The 18,799-nt window shown below is 57.1% G+C and carries 12 protein-coding genes and 1 pseudogene; 9 read left to right on the forward strand and 4 right to left on the reverse strand.

The features are described from left to right. Nucleotides 1–111: 111 nt before the first annotated feature. A pseudogene (locus KHO23_RS20580) lies at nucleotides 112–582 on the forward strand (ATP-binding protein); the annotation flags it as partial. Nucleotides 583–1,092: 510 nt separating this feature from the next. Here KHO23_RS20580 and KHO23_RS20585 read toward each other — a convergent pair. Genes KHO23_RS20585 through KHO23_RS20595 form a run of 3 tightly spaced genes read right to left on the reverse strand, consistent with a single transcriptional unit; the run spans nucleotide 1,093 to nucleotide 7,528 of the window. After that, nucleotides 1,093–2,127 carry a T6SS immunity protein Tli4 family protein gene (locus tag KHO23_RS20585; RefSeq protein ID WP_211613090.1) on the reverse strand — a complete coding sequence of 345 codons (1,035 nt, stop codon included), beginning with the start codon at nucleotides 2,125–2,127 and terminating at the stop codon, nucleotides 1,093–1,095. Next, the gene (locus tag KHO23_RS20590; protein WP_211613091.1) at nucleotides 2,127–4,577 is read right to left on the reverse strand and encodes a phospholipase D-like domain-containing protein; all 2,451 of its coding nucleotides are present in this window, start codon (nucleotides 4,575–4,577) and stop codon (nucleotides 2,127–2,129) included. The genes KHO23_RS20585 and KHO23_RS20590 overlap by 1 nt, the downstream gene beginning before the upstream one ends. Beyond that, nucleotides 4,577–7,528: a type VI secretion system Vgr family protein gene (locus tag KHO23_RS20595; RefSeq protein ID WP_211613092.1), complete on the reverse strand. Its 2,952-nt coding sequence runs from the start codon at nucleotides 7,526–7,528 to the stop codon at nucleotides 4,577–4,579. The genes KHO23_RS20590 and KHO23_RS20595 overlap by 1 nt, the downstream gene beginning before the upstream one ends. A gap of 358 nt (nucleotides 7,529–7,886) precedes the next feature. On the opposite strand from KHO23_RS20595, the gene KHO23_RS20600 reads away from it, so the two are divergent. The 6 genes from KHO23_RS20600 (at nucleotide 7,887) to KHO23_RS20625 (ending at nucleotide 17,553) form a co-directional block, all read left to right on the forward strand. Next, a complete protein-coding gene (locus KHO23_RS20600) occupies nucleotides 7,887–11,027 on the forward strand; it encodes a type VI secretion system Vgr family protein (protein WP_211613093.1) in 3,141 nt (1,046 codons plus the stop codon). Between the two features lie 42 nt (nucleotides 11,028–11,069). After that, on the forward strand, nucleotides 11,070–11,432 hold the full coding sequence (locus KHO23_RS20605; protein WP_211613094.1) for a hypothetical protein: 363 nt from the start codon (nucleotides 11,070–11,072) through the stop codon (nucleotides 11,430–11,432). A gap of 7 nt (nucleotides 11,433–11,439) precedes the next feature. Beyond that, nucleotides 11,440–11,976: a hypothetical protein gene (locus KHO23_RS20610; protein WP_211613095.1), complete on the forward strand. Its 537-nt coding sequence runs from the start codon at nucleotides 11,440–11,442 to the stop codon at nucleotides 11,974–11,976. A gap of 16 nt (nucleotides 11,977–11,992) precedes the next feature. Continuing rightward, the gene (locus tag KHO23_RS20615; RefSeq protein ID WP_211613096.1) at nucleotides 11,993–16,732 is read left to right on the forward strand and encodes an RHS repeat-associated core domain-containing protein; all 4,740 of its coding nucleotides are present in this window, start codon (nucleotides 11,993–11,995) and stop codon (nucleotides 16,730–16,732) included. A 41-nt stretch (nucleotides 16,733–16,773) separates the two neighbouring features. Next, nucleotides 16,774–17,184 carry a hypothetical protein gene (locus KHO23_RS20620; protein WP_211613097.1) on the forward strand — a complete coding sequence of 137 codons (411 nt, stop codon included), beginning with the start codon at nucleotides 16,774–16,776 and terminating at the stop codon, nucleotides 17,182–17,184. An 81-nt stretch (nucleotides 17,185–17,265) separates the two neighbouring features. Then, entirely contained in the window at nucleotides 17,266–17,553 is a 288-nt protein-coding gene (locus tag KHO23_RS20625) for a PAAR domain-containing protein (RefSeq protein WP_211613098.1), read from the forward strand. 138 nt (nucleotides 17,554–17,691) lie between these two features. Here KHO23_RS20625 and KHO23_RS35445 read toward each other — a convergent pair whose 3' ends face one another. Next, nucleotides 17,692–17,820 (reverse strand): hypothetical protein, encoded by a 129-nt coding sequence (locus tag KHO23_RS35445; RefSeq protein ID WP_268963901.1) that lies wholly within the window; start codon nucleotides 17,818–17,820, stop codon nucleotides 17,692–17,694. A gap of 67 nt (nucleotides 17,821–17,887) precedes the next feature. Here KHO23_RS35445 and KHO23_RS20630 point away from each other — a divergent pair, with 67 nt between their 5' ends. Together KHO23_RS20630 and KHO23_RS20635 are read left to right on the forward strand one after the other, a co-directional pair. After that, nucleotides 17,888–18,118, forward strand: a complete 231-nt coding sequence (locus KHO23_RS20630; protein ID WP_211613099.1) for a hypothetical protein — start codon at nucleotides 17,888–17,890, stop codon at nucleotides 18,116–18,118. Continuing rightward, the gene (locus KHO23_RS20635) at nucleotides 18,119–18,541 is read left to right on the forward strand and encodes a hypothetical protein (RefSeq protein ID WP_211613100.1); all 423 of its coding nucleotides are present in this window, start codon (nucleotides 18,119–18,121) and stop codon (nucleotides 18,539–18,541) included. It begins immediately after the preceding gene. Nucleotides 18,542–18,799: the final 258 nt, after the last annotated feature.

An 18,799-nucleotide genomic window follows, 5' to 3' on the forward strand; every position in this document is an offset into this window, starting at 1 on the left:
TTCAGTGACTCTGTCCATGATCTCCCTTTATGGACACAGTGACATTTGTGCCCAACGAAAGCATGGGGTGCGATGCGACCAGAATCTAGACGGTCAAGATCGGACGCTTACCATCTGGCGACCGCCATCGGCGTGTCCGGCATCATGCACCACGGCAAGAGGGTGCGCTTCTACTCGACCGTGGATCTGGCCAACGCACTGGAGCAGGAGAAGGCGCAGGGACGTGCCGGCAGGATCGCGGCGAGCCTGCTTCGCCTCGACCTGGTCATTCTGGACGAACTCGGATATCTGCCCTTCAGCCAGGTCGGCGGGGCGTTGCTGTTCCACCTGCTGAGCCGCCTGTACGAGCACACGAGCGTTGCGGTGACGACGAATCTGGACTTCGCCGAATGGTCCAGTGTGTTCGGCGACGCGAAGATGACCACGGCATTGCTGGACAGGCTGACGCATCACTGCCACATCGTGGAAACCGGCAACGAAAGCTACCGTTTCCGCCATAGCAGCGCCAGTGCAAAGAAGCGTATCCGCTCACGCGAAGCAGCGCGCAGAGCCGACGATGCGAGCGCGAACGAATCGGCCTGATCGTCGCTTGCCGCGCAGTGGAAGCCGCTACGGGCTACGCCCTTCGCAGCTTCCACTGCGCAATGCATCCTCATACGAAGGAGGACAACCACTCCGGAAACCCATACACTTATCCACAACCGGTCCTTCTTCAGGCCGGTCTCCACCCCGGCTCAAAGCTCGATCGGCGCGGTGGCTCAAAATTCATTCGGCGCGGACAAAATAATCTCCGCGGTACGCTGCCGATGATAGTAAACCCACCGTTATAGATGAATTTTGAATGCGGAGCAGTTTGGCCATCGCTGAACCGTATCGAATCCTTTACGTCGTCGCTCAAGCTGTCAGGGGTAGACAGGGCGACCTCTACATCCGCGGGTAGAGTGATCTTATATCTTCCTAAACATTCTTCCTTGGCCGGGGGCGTGCTGCCCTCAGAAAAAGCAGAAAGGGAAAAAAAATGCAAACCGAGCGCGAAGGACCCCTTTCCGAGTTTTAGCTTAGCGATGCTCATCAGGCGTTGTACGTGCATCGCTATTGAATTGGCCGACGCCGGATCGATGCCGCGATCCCTTTCGCTATCTGGTCGAGTTCGTCCGCAGATACGGGGGCATTCCCTTTCGCGTACTTGGCGTTTCTTTCAACCAGAAGAAGCAAATTGGGTGTGTCGACCGGCGCGCTGGAGTCGCCTTGTACCGTGGCAAGGTACCCGTAGTCCGTCGAGTCGTCGTCGCGCGTAATGGTTGCTGAAGTCGCGACACCCTCGCGGCCATCGAGCTTGACGGACCGATAAGGCATCGGACCATCAAGCTTGATGCGTTTGCCGATCCCGTATTCATAGCCCCATACGAACTCGCTCTTTTGCTTGGACGTTAGCTTAGGATCTGCGGCCAATGCCTTTTCGTCGAGGAAGAAAATCGTGACGTCCGGGTGGTTCTTCAAGCGAAAAGTTACACCAATCTGGCGTGCGGAGTCGTTCCCGCTATCGGCAATGAACATGTCCGGTAGGCATACGCCATCGCCTTTGGGGATATCGTTGGCGTGGCGGATTGCCAGCCCCTTTAGGACATCTTCGGTACGTTGCCTTGCAGAAGACGGGTCTGAGGACGACTCACGAAAGCTAATCGCTCGGCCATTCTCATAGATATAGAACCCGGCGGCGCGATGTCCAGCCCAAGCAAACGAGTCCGGGCGTCCCACCGGTATCGCTTCAAACCGGGTGTTCTCGTCCGTCGACGCTGTGCTTGAGGAAACTCGCGTCTTAATCCCGCCCAAGATTGAACCGAAGTCAGCACGCGACATCGTTCCGGTTATCCGGAAGGTGCCGTCATAGATAAAAACAGAGTGCGTTGCTGGCTGGTCATCTGAAAACCGGATTGGATTTTCCTGCGGCTTTGAGAACGCTGTGGGGATGGTCAGAGCGACGTCAACGTCACCAGGAATCGTCAGTTCATAACGACCGACACATTCTTGGCGTGCATCAGCCATAGCACGAGACGGTACAGACTGCATTGCACACGTCAGCGACGCGAGTGCGATCAATTTCCAGCGATGGGTGAACTGTCTCATCAGCTAAGTTCCCCGCTCTGGCTCTTGTCGGACGCAGATGCCTCTTGTTCATAAGCGTTAGCCGGCCTTGGGACCTGATAATTGTCCGCAACAAGTGACGTGGCAAAACCCAGATTGTTGTTCTCGCCCTTCGTCCACTCGATTGGCAGCGAAACGATGAAGCCGTTCAGCTGAGACAGGTTGGTTGCTGCTTGCTCGTGCTGCGGTTTCGCCCAGAAGGCGTCATCAAAAGGCATCTTCCCCTCGGTAGATTTCGCCGCTGGATTCCATGTTGGCCAAATAGATGCGAAGTCGCCTTGATCGTCTGGCGACGCTGACAGACCACGATTGCGAGGAATAAAGGCAAACGCTGCTTCATATAATTTCTGATTCGCATCTGCCACCTTCTGTATCGCCCTCCAGTTCGCCGGATTAGCGGGCTGATCAATCGCCCCCATCAATTGGTGCGCGGGCCGCACGTTACCTGTGATGCCGAACAGCTTCTTCCACACTTCCTGCCGTAGGTTTCGTGCAAATTTCCGGGTCACCTTGACGTGACCACTTCCATCGATATTGTGTTTTTCCATTGCACTATCCGCAACCAGAACGGCGATTTCAGAGTCCCGCGAGCCCAGCAGACTGCGGTCATTGATATTCGCGCTCCCAACCAGAGCAAACAGATCGTCCACAATCATCATCTTGGTGTGCACATAAATCTGCTCTGTCACATAACGCTCACCCAGCTTGGTCCAATTTCGCAGGTTCAGGAGCGTAACGTATTTGCGGCATTTTTCGATGTCGACGTCCTCATACCGAGTGTCGCGCGGGTCGCTTAGCACCTTGCTCCAGTCCTGAACTTTCCCATCACGCAATTCTTTGGCTTTAAGGAAGCGTCGGACGCGATTCAGCAGGCTAAAGGAGCCGAACACGAGTGACTGCATCGTCCAGTGGACCTGCGTCATGACGCTTGCGTTGTTCAACATGCCCTCGGGGTGCACCGGCAACGTGATGATGACGTGGAAATGTTCCTTCACCCCGGACATGATCGTCCGTCCGATTCGATGACCCAGCAGTTCACAGATGAAATTCTTAGGCGCTTCCTCCGGATGATCTGAACTTTGCCGGGTTGCCCACTCGCCAAACCCTTGCTTCTTCACCTGATCTGCCGGGCCGGATAGCGGCTGTTGAGACGTCACGTTGGCCGCGGTCGTATTGGGATCCGTATGCTCAGTGCCAAAGCCAGAAACAAAAAACTGATTCTCGATATAGATAAAAGAGGTGGCCTTGGTAATGAGATTACGCATCGCCAATGCGATTTCACATTGTTTGCCATCAGGTGCGGGTTGAGATTTCTGGTCGGCACTGCTCGAACCATTGAATTCAGCCTGGCGCATTGCGGCAGGCGCGCTCCTCAGCATCTGAACCTTGCACCCACCGGTCAGCGGGGCTGGCTCAGGCGGCAGATTCAAATGCGCCCGCTTACCTCCGCCTTCGCTATTCCAGCGCACAACAAAGTTACGCGCCACATCGTTCGCCGACGGTCCGTCAATACGAAAATGCACGTCCTGCCAAGGCATGCGGGGTTGCCTGCTGGCGTCGAGCGTCCCGTCGTTGGAGGGTAGGCCGGTTGGGTGGGTCGTAGCGGATACATAGGGTGTTTCATCCCCGTATGCAATCTGATAACCGCCTCCTTCAATCTTCTTCAGCGTGTCGCTATGATTGGACGGCACAAGCCCCCACAGTGTCGGACGGTTATCCACCATACCGGTCAGCAGGTCAGGATCGACGAGATTGTCCTTCGGGACATGTCCCAGATGAGGAATGCAGCCGTTGTAGCGATTCATCGCCTGCCGGTTTTCAGCGTCCGCCTTCAGATCATAGGTCGCGTCATCAAAACGTCCATAAGCCAGGTCCATGCCGCCAATGTAGGCCGTCTTTTCATCGATCACGATGAGTTTCTGATGATGGCTGAAGAAACTACGATCGTCGTCCGCCAGAGACGCTGCAAGCGTGACCCACACACACGTGCGCCCAGCAATCTCATTGATAGCTTCAAGGACAGATTTTGTTTGATTGTCATAGGTTTGCACGGGCGGCGAATGCATCCACGGCATGACATAAACCTTGAGCTGCGCATTGGCTTTTACGGCCTTCAGCAGAACATCGAAAAGACGCACGCCTTGCTCTAGTTCTGCGTCCCAATTCACTTGCCAGCCGGCAATGTAGATCACATGAGCGGCGGCCTGAATAGCGGAGGCAAGGTCGCTGAAGTAGGCCTTTCCCGTGGTAAATGCTTTTAGTGCATTCCCTGTCCGCGGCTGAGAAAACGGCTGTCCCACGCCCACCCACACGTTTTCCGTCGCAAATGCTTTGTACGGAGTTCCCGCATGATCAACAATTTGTTTGAGCGACAGAATATCGTCATCAAAGAGCTTGCCTGTGGGGTTTTCGCGAGCGACAACGTCGGCCATCAAGCTTCTCCTTTCAATTTGCCCAGCACAGCGTCTCCACTATGTGCCTGTAACTCTTGCCGCGCCCATTGAGCAAAGGATTGGTCAACGTCAGTTTGTTGAGCGGAAAACGTTTGGTCGCTATAGCCCATAGCGTCGATTGCTTCGTAAAACTTGTCGCTCTCAGTCCAGCTATCCGACTCTCGGTTCAGTGACAATGAGCGTACTTGTCCCGCGTAGACGAGCCACATCTGCCCCGGCGATTTGTTATATGCCTCGTGCAAGGTTTTCTCGTCGGCGTCCGAAAGGGCAAGTTTGCCGCTAGCATCGCTCTGACCAGTCAGAATCATGTCGGAGGACATGAGCGCGTCATCCGCCGTCGGTGCCGAGACCATGCGCCATGCTGTGTTGATATGGGGGTAGCCATCCGGGCCTGGCGTGTCTGTCAGAAGCATGTTGAATTTCACTGGCCCTTGTGTTTCTGGTTGCGGCCAATTAGGCAACGGATAGTTTTTGCGGACGGGCCCGTTAAACGAATGCTGACTGCCTTTGATATCGACCATTCCCGGCGCGTGAATCTCAATGTCGCCGCCTTTCATGCGGATGTATGCGCCACCGGAAGTCAGCAGGATTTCCTGCTTCGCAGCCGCTTCAATTCTTTCCGTTGCAGACAGCAGCTTTATCGTCTTCTGCGCCGTTAGCTCAATATTGTCAGCATGCGCTTGCATCTCGACCTTGCCTTTGGCCGCAAAGAGCTTCATCCCCGCGTTCTGAACGAACAGGCTGAGTTTCTCCGTAATACCGGCGATCAGTGATTTGCCCGTTGCAATATGCGTGTTCTGGCCGCTCACGAGGTTTGTCTGTGCATCGCTAGCGATGTGAATCGATTTCTGGGTAGACAGAGCAACGCCGGAAGGACTTGCAAACAGCATGACGGGTTCCTTGAATGCGCTGGCATTGCCCGTGCCGCCGCCGGCAGTGTTGCCACCCGACGCTGAACCTGCAACGCTGTTCTTCGTTGCATCGGTGAATAACTTCAGTGAGTCGTAGCCGTCCTTGAGGCTCTCCGCCTGGTGCGTGGTGCTGGTATCAGAGAGCGCTTCCATCGCGCTTTCGGAATTGCCAAGTTGTCCACTCGCTTCGCGAGCATCCAGCGGCTGGTTGCTTGCCGGGTGGGTCGTGACGTACAGGCCCTGACCGGCACGCACTGCGCCATACGCATCTGACTTCAAGTCGAAGCCGCTACCCAGATATGCCCCACGCGTGTTGTCAGTCTGTGCGATGAGATAGCCCAGGTGCAGATGCGCATTCGTGCTGCTGCTGCACAACTGCACACGGTTTTGGCCCGTCGCATCATCCATCACCATCTGGTTGTAGCCGCTGCCTTGATATTCCTTCGACTTGTATCCCGACAGGATGCCATTGGAATGCCAGTTCGGTTGCGTCGCACCGTTGTAGATGCGACCTGCTACCAGCGGCTTGTCACAATCGCCCCCGGCCCAGTCGATCAGAACCTCTTCACCGACTCTTGGCACATGGACACCACCGTATCCACCACCCGTATCGGACATGGCGACCCGCACCCAGCACGACGCTTTTTCGTCGCCATCATTGAGGCGGTCCCAGTGAAAATGCACCTTGATACGGTTGAGCTGGTCGGTGTACACCTCTTCGTTGGCCGGACCAACGACAATGGCCGACTGGAGATACATCGTTGGTTTGTGATGTTCAAGCGGGCTCCGAAACGGCACGACCTTGCGTTGTGTTTCGATTTCAACGAGGAAGAATCCTTCGCTGCCATCCACGTGCGCGACCGTCAGTGCATTTGCTGGAGGTGCATGATTTGCGCGGACCTCAGCCAGTTCACTTTTCAGACTGTGCGGGAAATCCGCAGTCTGGCTGGACACCGGCAGGTTGTTTTCAATGAACCAGGCGGCCTCGATAATTGCGAATTGCCGGTTCTGGGTGCTATCCGTAGCATGGGCAGGGTGATCGTCGAGCTCGAACCAATGGCCCGCATCGGCCTCTCTCACACCACCCGAGCCAAAGAAACGCTTTGCTCGCGACTCCCATTCCTCCATGCGGATCTTCGACAGATGGTCGCCCCTATCCTGGTCGCCGTAGGTGTAGGCGCCGGTGTATTCATATACTTCAGCCTGCTGCGGCAGGTTTCCCTGCGTAGTCAACGTCGGTATGTTTGTACCCTTCGGATTGGCCGATGAAGCCGGCGCTTTGTAATCGAAGGTGCGGGTGGTGAGCGTCGTGCTTTGCAATGTGCGCGTGCCTGACCACTGCAGCAGCGCATTGGTTTCGCTGTTGGTGCCTGCTCGATAGAACTCGACAGTCTGCGGCGAAAGTGGCTGGAACGTATCGAGACTATCTGTCACGACAAGCGTGTGCGACTTGCCGTCGCTGGCCTGCTCGAAGTAGCCAAAGAGCCCTTCGTTTTCCATCAGCCGATGGGCAAAATTCCAGTCATCCTCGTATTGAACGCAGAACGATCGCGAGGGGAGGGGTTTGCTCAATGCAAAGCGAAATGCCCCTTGTGCCTGCGGATGCATATTGAAGACATCGGTCAGTATTTCGTCGACGGCTTTATCCTGCCAGATTCGCGCATCCCTCCGAAAGCGCAGGAAATGCATCCATGACGCAAAGGCAATCTGATAACTCGTGAGTCCGCTATCTGATCCTAGACGTCGGGCCGTGTGCACGTAGCCGTGGTGAGACAGATAAGACTTATCGCTTTGCTGGGTCCATAACGTAACGGGCTGGGCAATGAGGGTTTTGAGCTCGATCGTATCCGAAGTGGAAACAACATCGGCCGTAAATTCGTAATGGCGGCCAATCCGAGAATAACCGACAATGCGCTGCGGAAGCAGGACATTGTTGCCCAGCGGACTATCCAGCTTCAGCAGGCGGTCGCTCTGAACAAGTCCGCCAGTCATTGCCCCAACTATGTCCTGAGCTCCCATACCGCCTCGTCTTTGTTGTCAATTGCGCCGCCGCGCTCTGCGGGATTCTACAAAAATTCAGAAAAATCAACCAGCTAACTTATATCAAGCACGAATAAAAACGATTTCGCTCGAAAATTCTGAATATGCGTCGGGCATATCATAGATGCAGCACCGTTGTGGACACCTTGTACAGCGGCAGGCACATAATTTTCGACCGATATACGTCAATCATACCGATGTCGAACCATCCACCTTGGATTCAGAAATTTATTCCGATTTAACATTTGTTTTCGGATGTGCGATTGCGATAGGCCCGTAATGTTTTGTATTATCGCGCGATAGCGCGGGGGCGCAATTTGCATAAAAGAGAGGCGGTATGGGCGCGCAGGACATTATTGCGGCGATAAAATGGGGGCTTGCGCAAAGCGATCGTCTGCTGAAACTCGATACGCCCCTGGGTGCGAATGTTCTTTTGCCGCAAAGACTGGTGGGGCATTCACGCCTTGGCCGCGACTACGAATTCACGCTGGACGCCGTTTCAACTAACGACAATATCAAACTTAAAACGCTGATCGCCCAGCCCGTCACGCTTTGGGTCCAGCAAACCGATCAGTCGTACGCCCCGCACCATGGTTACGTGCATACCGCCCGCCGTTTAGGCTCGGACAGCGCCATTACCAGCTATCAGATCGGGTTTGTCTCCTGGATGCATTTTCTGCGTTTCAGAAAAGATGCACGTATCTGGCAGGATAAACCGGCCGATGAAATCCTCACCGAAGTATTCAATATGCATCCCCAGGCGCAGGGTGCATTCCGTTTCTCATTGCGTAACCCATTACCGCAGCGTTCGTTTTGCGTCCAGTACGAGGACGACTGGAATTTCTGCCACCGGCTGATGGAAGCGGAAGGGCTGTTCGGTTATTTCGATCAGGCTACCGACGGCAAATCACACACGCTGGTTATCACGGACGATATCGCCAGCCCGCAACCGCTGTCGCCGCAAACCGTCGACTTCTATCGCTCGGGCACCAACAGCGAAACCGACGCGTTCGTACAGTGGAGCGGCACGCGTACGCTGCAAAGCACGACGCTTACTACCCGCACGTTCGACTACAAGGCACCGTCCTCAGCCGCGAACCCGAAGGGCACGACGATCCCGACCTTGGCGACACAGGGCGATCTGCCGCAGCAGGCCGAGGCGTACGAGTACACCGGCGCCTACACCTACGGCAAGCAGGACCGCGGCGATCACCTGTCAAAGGTGCGAATGGAAGAATGGGAGTCGCGCGCGAAGCGCTTCCACGGCGTAGGCGCGGTGCGCCGCATCGATACAGGCCGCTGGTTCGAACTGGTAGACCACCCAGATCACAGCGCGGGAAGCCAGCAAGACCGGCAGTTCGCGGTCATCGGCGTTCAATGGGTGATCGAGAACAACCTGCCGGTTTCGGGCGGCACGACGGACTTCCCGCACAGCCTGAACCAGACAATTGCCGCGGCCCGGGCAAAGCACGCAAGCGATCCCACCCTGCTCATCAAAGCGCCAGACGGCAGCGAAGGCTTCTTCATGGCCACCGTCGAAGCACAACGCAAGGCCATCCCGTTCCGCAGCGCGCTCGAGCATCACAAGCCCGAGATGCACATGCAGACCGCAACCGTCGTCGGCCCTGCGAACGAGGAAGTCTTCACGGACCAACTGAACCGCATCAAAGTGCAAATGCACTGGGACCGGCTCAACGCGGGAGATGAAAACGCGTCGTGCTGGATGCGGGTGGTTCAATCAGACACGGGTGGCAGCTATGGCGCGGTCCACGTGCCCCGTGTGGGGGAAGAGGTCATCGTGTCGTTCCTCGACGGTGACTGCGACAAGCCGATCGTCACCGGACGCGTCTACAACAGTGCGAAGACACCAGACTGGCATTCGAACGGCATCCTGTCCGGGTACAAGTCGAAGGAGTATCAGGGCAGCGGCTACAACCAGATGGTGATGGACGATGCCACCGGTCAGAACCGTGTGCAGATGTACAGCAGCAGCGCAAATTCGCAGCTTCATCTCGGCTACCTGATCGCGCAAACCGGCAACTCACGCGGTGCGTACCTCGGCAGCGGCTTCGATCTGAAGTCGGACGCGTATGGCGCGGTCCGGGCGGCGCAAGGTATGTACGTGTCGACGCATCCGTCGACGGGCGCATCGAGCCAACCTCTCGACGTTCGAAACGCGAGCAGTCAGCTAGTCAATTCCGAAAGTGTGATCGAGTCGCTAAGCCAGGCGAGCGAAACACATCAGGCGGAAAGCCTGAAAGACGGCTACGACTCGTTGAAGTCCTTCACTGACGCCACGCAGAACAGCATCTCTGGCGCCGCAAGCAGCGGCGGCAACACAGCCGGCGGCGGTACCGGTAGCGCAAACGTATTCAAAGAGCCGATCATGCTGTTTGCGACGCCCGCGGGCATCGCGATGTCGACGCAAAAATCAGCTCACATCGCGGCAACGGAGCACGTAAACCTGGTCAGCGGCCAGAGCACGCACATCGCAACCGGCAAATCGCTACTTGCAAGCGTTGGCGAGAAAATCAGCCTGTTCGTTCAGAACGCAGGCATGAAGCTCTTCGCGGCGAAAGGCAAAGTAGAGATCAAAGCGCAGTCAGACAACGTCGAATTCACCGCGCAGAAGACATTCAGGTTGCTGTCGGCAACCGAAAAAATCGAAGCGGCCGCCGATCAGGAAATCCTGTTGACGAGCGGCGGTGCGTACATCCGGATTAAAGGCGGAAACATTGACATCCATGCGCCGGGAATGGTCGATGTCAAAGGCGCGCAGCACAGCTTCAACGGTCCGACCAGTCAGGGCTATCCGTTGCCGGCCGCGCGTCCTGATCAACCGGGACAGCTTGAGCTGCTGCATCAATATGCGAATGGCGAGCCGGTCAAAGGTGGACAGTTCTCGGTGCTGGACGCCAACGGCGGACTTCTGCGGCAAGGCGCGCTCGATGCAAACGGTCGCATGACCGTAAGCGGCTTGCCTCCGGGCGTCGCGCAAGTGCAATTCGGCAATGATCCTCGTGATCCATCCCAGCCGGCTAACTATTTCAAAAGCATCAAGTGGCCGATCGAGCCGCTTAGCGCTTCGGGCGACACCGCTGCGGCTTCACAAATGGCTTCATTCCTGCCGGGTGCCGGTAATGCGTCGGGCGCAGCGAGTGCGGCCGGAACCGCCGGCGCAGCGAGCGCAGCAGGCACGATGGCGAGCGCGGCAACAGGTGCAATGAGCACGGCCGCAGGCGGGGCGTCGCAACTTGCGAGCCTCGCTAGCGTGGCCTCGCAAGGCACGAGCGGACTCGCATCAATGGCAAAAGGTCAGGCTACGGGGCTCGCCCAAAACGCGCTCACAAAGGCGCTGCCATCGGAAGCAAGCGCCGCGCTTTCGCAGGCAAGCCAGGCTGCCAGTGCCGCCAAGGAAATCAGCAGCATCGCACAATCGGCACGCAGCGCACTGCCGGCAATCAAGGGCATCGTCTGATTCGATGCCGACAATTTGACTTCAAATAAATACAGCCCTGTCATGAAAAAAACGGCCTTTCTCGCGCTCGCGTTCGTACTCACTTCGACGGCATTCGGCGCAACCGAACTGAAACTATCCGCAGCCGCGATGGCCTCGCAATACGCGAGCGACGCCGACGCTGCGTCAAAATACACCGACAAACCGCTCGCGCTAACCGGCAAGCTGCTATCCCTCGATTCGGGCCTGACCGACAACGTCATCGGCAAGCTCGGCGACGATTCTGACTCCGCCGTGCGCGTGACATTTGCCGATAAAGCAAGCGTCGACAAGATCCGCTCGCGCGTTGGTCAAAAGGTGACGCTGCATTGCGTTGGCGCGTTCTCGACCGGCTATCCGGCAGCGACTGACTGCAAGGTCAAGTAAGTCCGCGATGAAATTCGTTCAGACATTGATGAGTACGGCGTGCTGCGTTGCGATTGTCGCAAGCGCGCACGCCCAGTCGGCAACCGATCTGCAGACGATGGCCCGCTTCGTCGAGTGCAAGCTCGACGCACGCCAGATAGATAGCTTCATCGACCGTGTCGACAGCGGGGCCGTGCCGGGCCTCACGAGTCAGCCGTCGCAAGAAAAAGCGGTCGACCTGGCATGGAAAACGCAGAAACCGATTCAGGCATGGGGCACGTCGTCGAACCTTGTGTCGATCGTGTCGCCAAGGCAGATGCTGCTCGCCATTCCCACACCTGAAGGCGATGAAATTAGCGTTGCCAAGCAATGGGTCGCGCGTATCGGCGGCATGAGCGAAGGAGCCGGTACCATTTCACTACGCGAGAACGCTCAATGGCGGGGCGTCGACTATCGCAAGACGGTCGGCAAGAAGGAAATCAGATTGCTTGTCGATCAGCAGGAAAGCCCGGGATGGATTCTGCTCGGATGCCGTTACGACAAACTCTTTACTAATAGCAACTAAACCGACCTGACCCAGCATGAGCGAAGCCGCCGCCCAGACCACCGCCGTAGTCCGAACCGAAGTCGCCATCGCGCCGCTTGTCACCATCGCGAAGGAGGACGTCGGTTCCGCACTCGAGCAATTCGATGCGTGGCTCAAGAGCGTCAGCGATGGCTACATCACCCTCGATCGCGTCGAGCAACTGGCGAACTACATTCCCGTCGTCTCGAACATTCTGTCTGCGGTCGACGTCGTGATGGATATCAAGCGGCTGATCGAAGCAGAGTCGAAAGACTTCTTCGACTATCTGAACCTGGGCATCGACCTCATTGGCGTGATCCCGCTGCCGCCCGTGATGGGTGAATTCCGTATGGGCGCGCGGCCCTTGATGAAGCTCGCTCGCGAGGAGCTCGCGAAAAGCGCAAAGGCCGTTGCGGAAGGCGGAGCACAGATGATCGCCGATACGGTCATCTCGGTGCTTGTGGCGCACATCAGCGCGAAGTTTGCCGGCGACATCGAAAAATTTATTCAGGAAGTGCAGGCGAAGCTCGCGCAGATGCTCAACGACTGCGCGGATCATGCGAAGAAGCTGCTCGAAGGTCTTGCGCAGATTTTTGAAGGTGCGGCGTCGGGCAAGCTCTTCGACACGTCAGGCAACTATCGCGCAGCTGACAAGCATCTGGAGCAAGTCGGCGACGGCTTTGCCGCCCATGACGCGAGCAAGATTGCCGAGAACCTGTGGTCGTATCTGAAGGACGGCACCAAGGTACTGGTCAAGGACGCGGCGAATCTCGCCTCGCGCGCAGCGAATGAAATCTCGCCATCGACGAACCAGCGGCTCAAGCAAATGGCCGCGGAAGCACGCCACGCGATTCCGATGGTGACGGAAAAGATCAAGGGTTTGAATAGCGCGGATGTCGGTGGCCTGATCTGGATGCTCGACGCGCTGATGAAGGCCGTGGCTAAGTGGAAGGAAAAGCAGAAACACAAACAGACTGTCGGCATCAAGGCAGCCGGCAAGGTGGAAGCCGAGTTGAAGAAAACCGAAGGCGAACTGGAGACAATCGCCACGCAGGGGAAGGCGAAGCACCCAGGGGCGAGCGACTGCAAGAGCTGTGGTCTGGGACGCAGCGGCGGCTCGATCGGCTATGCACTCGGCGACGAGCGCTTCGATCACCAAGACTTTGTCTTGCCCGGCGCGATGCCGGTAGTGTGGCGACGTACTTACCGGTCATTTCTCTCTGAATATGACGAAAGCAATCTGGGTGCGCGCTGGATCACTCCCTACACCACGCGCTTCGATATCCACGCGGCGAAGCTTGTGTATCACGATCCGAGTGGACGCAGTCTTGAGTACCCACTGCTCAAGGCGGGCGAGACGCACGACGATCTCGCTGAGGACCTCACGCTCGCGCGACTCGATGACCAGTGGCTCACGCTCACGCGCGGGCATGAACTGCTCGAAGCGTATGAAAAACGCGGTGGCGCCTTCCGTCTCGCTTTCCTGAAGGATCGCAACGGCAGTCAGGTCACGCTGGACTACGACGACGCGCATCGGCTTACGCGGCTGATCACCGCGCAAAGCATCGTCGTATTTTCACACGATGCAGGCGGCCGTCTCGTCGAAGCGGTGGAGATCGACCAGGAAGGAGAACGGATCGGCACGCTGGTGCGTTACGCGTACGACCAGCATGGCGACCTCATTGCGGCAACCGACCGCCACGGCAATCGTCGCGAGTACGCCTACACGCATCACCTCGTGACCCGGTACACGGATCGCACCGGCCGTGGCATGAATCTGGAATGGGATGGCTCTGGACCCAAGGCGAAGTGCGTTCGCGAATACGCGGACGACGGGAGCTACGACACACGCCTCGCGTGGCATCCGGACATCCGTCTCGTCGATGTGAGTGACGCCCTCGGCAACGTGACCCGCTATTACTTCGATATCGACGGTTACACGTATCGAATCATTCATGCGGACGGCCTCAATGAATGGTTCTACCGCGACGCCCAACATAATCTGACGCAGCATATTTACCCGGACGGCAGCGTCGAGCGTTTCACCTACGATACGCGCGGCAACCTGATCGAGCAGGCCCGTCCGGATGGCAGCGTGGTACGCATGGAGTACGACGCAAAGGATCAGATGATTGTGATCGTCGATCCGCAAACATATCGCTGGACCCGCGAATACGACGACGCGGGCAATGTCACGACGCAGATTGATCCGCTGGGTCACAAAACCCAATACAGCTACAACGATCAGGGGCAGCCAACCGAAATCGTCGACGCGAAAGGTGGGGCAAAAGCACTCGCTTATGATGCTGCGGGACGCCTTGTCGGCTATACCGATTGCTCGGGAAAGACAACGCAGTGGACCTATGACGGAGAGGGCCGCCTGCTCGAGAGCAAGGACGCGGGTGGGCGGAGTGTTGTCTATCGTTATGGTGGCAACGGCCAACTGGCCAAAGTCCAATCCGCTGCGGGAATCGAGAAGCTGGAATACGACGCGGAGGGCCGGCTCCTGGTGCATACGGATCCGCTGAACCGCGTCACGCGCTATGGATACGACGCCGCCGGGCGGATCGCGAATCGACGCGATGCATCGGGCGAACTGCTGACCTATCGCTATGACCAGGTCGGACGCCTGAGCGCGCTCACTGATTCGAATCACGCGACCTACCAGTTCCATTACGATCCGGTCGGCCGACTCCTCGAGGAAATTGCCTTCGACGGGATGACGACCCGCTACGCCTACGACGCAGCGACTGGCCAGTTGCAAACCGTCGATGAAGCGGGACAAACGACTCAGCTCGAATACGACAGCGGTGGACGCCTCGCGCGGCGCGTCGCCGGCGCAAGTGACGAGCGTTTCATGTACGACGGAAGTGGTCGTCTGATCGACGCACAAAACGCAATCAGCCGGGTGCAGCATTTCTTCGACCCAGTCGGCAATCTGGTGCGCGAACATCACGCGCAGCAACTGTTCGATGAGCGTCGCAGCTACGTGTGGCGGCACGAATACGACGAGATCGGCACGCGTATCAAAACCGTGCGCCCGGATGGCCATTCGGTCGACTGGCTGGTTTATGGCACGGGCCATGTGCACGGGATGCAGCTCGACGGGCAGGAACTGATTCAGTTCGAGCGTGACGACCTGCATCGCGAAACTCAGCGCACGCTATCGAACCGGATCGCGCAGAACACGCGTTACGACCCGGTCGGGCGGATGGAATCTCAGGCACTTAAGCGTGCCGGCGCACCCGCCCCGATCGTGGCACGCCGGTATCAATACGATGCCGTGGGACAGCTCAAAGAGATCGACGACAGCCGGCAGGGCGTGACGCGTTATCAGTACGATCCCGTCGGCAGGCTGATTGAAGCGGTGAGTCCTTCTGCGACCGAACGTTTCGCATTTGATCCAGCCAGCAATATCGTCGATCCGGGCAGTCCGGCGCATGCACGCACTGGCGGCGGGCAACAATTGAGTACCTTGCCGGCGCAGACGCCGAGAGTGCTGGGCAATCTTTTAAAGGACTACGCCGGCAAACACTTTACCTACGATGCCCGCGGCAACCTGATTTCTAAACGCTCGGCGGGCGCCGAGCAGCGCTACGAGTGGGACGAATTCAACCGGATGACGGCGGCCAGTGTTGCTGAGCCGGCGCGCCATCATGAGGCACGTTACTTCTACGACGCGTTCGGGCGCCGTATCGGTAAAGAGGTCGACGGCACGCGCACGACGTTCGGCTGGGACGGCGATACGCTGGCATACGAGAGCGCCGATGAAGGTAGCACGCATTACGTGTATGAAGCGGGGTCGTTCGTGCCGCTGGCGCAGTTCGTCTCCGGCCCGATCTCCGGTATTGCTACGCCCGATTGGAAGCAGACCGATCGCTACGCGCCGGAAGACGATCCGCTGCTCAAGCCTGTACGTCCCCCCTCCGCCGTGCATGTCTTTTACTACCACTGCGATCAGCTCGGCACGCCGCAGATGCTTACCGACGAACTCGGTGAGGTCGTCTGGGAGGCAAAATACAAGGCGTGGGGCGAAGCTCGGGATGTGATAGCGCGAGTGTCGAAGGCGACGCTCAGCGCTCCGCGCAACCCGATCCGTTTCCAGGGGCAGCAACTCGACGAAGAGACCGGCCTCGCATATAACCGGCATCGCTACTATGATCCGGACACTGGACGGTTTACGGCCAAAGACCCGATTGGGCTGTTGGGTGGCGGGAACTTGTACCAGTACGCGCCGAATCCGACTGGCTGGGTCGATCCGCTGGGGCTCAAGAAGAAAGCGCAAACGCCGAATAAGGATTGCTGCCAGAAGGACCCTTGTGCCGGGAAAGATCCTGCTGCACAGGCAAAAACATGGCAAGGTTCGGCTCCGTACTATGGGGTCGACTCATACCAGAACACCGTACTAAAACGAGGCACCGTGCTTTATACGCTTTACCCGTATGCCGCTCCTGAAAAAATTGCGACCGCATTGCCCGGAAATTATTTTTCGGATGCTCGCACAGTTTTGGGTAGCAGTGGCTCAGCCCGGGAGTACAACGACTTGACTCAGGTTGCACATTCTGCGAATTGGCCGAGCGGTCGGGCGATGAGATCTCAATTGCGGGCCTTTGTGGTGACCAAAGACATCTGCGTCGCTAAAGGCAAGGCATCGGCGAATACAAACCTTGGTAAAGGCGGTGGTACTCAATACTTCGTTTCGGATCAGGATAAGGGTAGCCTTGTCGGCGGGAACATATTGAAATTCGGGAGTTAATGATGTCGGGCACCTTCAATTTTTCGACCGGTGAACTGGATGTGGGCACGGGGCTCGTACTCGCGCCGGGCCGCACGACCGTGCCGGACTTGATCGCAGCAGGATGGAAGGCGCTGGACGCTCGCAACGGGTGGGAGTCGTTCAGCGTCAACGAGATATTGATTTGGCGGCACTCGTTTGCAGTGTCGGCCCGCTTTCATGAAGGCAAGTTCGTCGCGATCGACAGCCTTTGGAATGACGGATGCATTCGCAAACAGGACTGGTCGGCGACAAATGACGACCTCGTTCGTGAAAAAAAGACGTTAGCGAAACTGATCATGACAGAAGCGCAAACAACGCGCGTCGCCACTTCGCAAGGCGTCGATTCGTTTGTATTCAACTGGGGGACGATATCGGTACGCGCCGATCCGCGGTCAATGATGGTCATGCTCACTATCGCCTATACCGAGTAGCCACGGAAACCGGATTGCGCGACCTAGCAGCCGTCCAACGCAGGTTAACCTCGAGTGAATACGTCAAGCCCCAGAGACATTATGAAACGATATCTGATTCTGAACGGCGACAAGACGACAGCTAACGGCGTCGTTCAGGCCGCCACCACCTCCATTCAATTGAGCGATAAAGACGTCGCCCACGAAGGGGATCCTGTCGCATGCCCGGCTTGTAACACAACGGGGAAGATCCAATGCGACGGACCGCGCCAGATCATGACTGCGCCGGACGGACGGCATGCCGCGTTAAGTGACGATCTGTGTATTTGCGGTTGCCATCCGCCACCTCGGTTGGTGGCTTCCCAACAGATGATGTCGACAGAGACGTAGAAGTAGCATGGGTTCATTCTGCCTGTGCCGTCTCGTTCGCATTTAAGCGAGTGACGGCCTCCCTGTGCACCCCAAATCAGCCGCCACTCCAATTCAAACGGTTTCAGATTGGAGCTCGGAGACGCTTCAATGAGTAACTCAGAAAAAGCCGAGGATCTGCGGATTGTCGAGCGCAACCCAGGGTACGACAAGGCAAACAACCCGCAGCGATTGAGCATTGCAGAGTTGATGCCAGTCGCCCGGGCTGACGTGGAACTCGGACTGCATTCAACACGCCATTCACAATCTGGCTGGCGTGAGTGGAAGACTGCTTGGAGACGCTAGCGGTATCGCCGTGGTCGAGGCCCCCTATGATCTGTCGGCCAATCGCGCCTATATCGTTGACGCAAACGGGGGACTCAGGGCGCAGATTCCAGCTCAAATGGGCTCCGAGCATGTCGTGTTCTACGATGTGATGGAGACTGAAGGTTTAGTGGCATTTCTGGCTGTGGCTTCTGGAAGGGATATCCAGATTGAAGTGCGCGAGGCAGGCGGTGTGGTTGTGCGGATCGCGGAAAGTCGATAGATGAAGATCGACACGACGAGCGGTGACCTGGCGATCTGCGGAGCGGTGATTCCAGCGAGCCTGACGCTGAGTGAAGCTCTTGTGAGCGCGATGTTCCAACGTCGTACGAAGGTCTTGGAAAACGGACCCTTCGTTTCCTATAAAGTTGAGTCGATATGCGGCAACTGTAAGTACATATCGACGTTGTATTTTCTGTCCGGCGCGCTTGAGTCAATTTCAGTTAATGTCGCTGATCCTGATTCGGCGAAAGGCTGGGAGAATTGGAGCCAAGCCGAAGAACAGAAGAAATTGCAATTTCTGGTTGACCAACTCATCCGGCAAGGAATTATCAATGGGCAACACTTCCCGTGGGGCAATGTGAATGCCTCTTACGATCAACGAGCAGGGGAATCCAGCATCACAATAAGATATTTGCGGCCGTAGTTCCTTAGCCACGGAACGATCCATTCGATTGGAAATACCGTGACTCGAGCGCTCAGTGCCGATCAAAAGTCTGGGTAATGAGCAAATCTATAAGGAGCTAGCCCGCTAAGTGTCGTCGCAGCATATGGTGCCTTCCGGCGGATGGTGGGTACGCTGCTGGCTGTTTTATGCTGGGACGCCCCCTCTCCGAAACGCCAGGGAGTATCTTTGCGCAGTATTTATGTGCCGAAACGTTGTTTTTACCGATTCCCAGGATGC

It is taken from the genome of Paraburkholderia haematera (assembly GCF_905220975.1).
Lineage (GTDB): Bacteria > Pseudomonadota > Gammaproteobacteria > Burkholderiales > Burkholderiaceae > Paraburkholderia > Paraburkholderia haematera.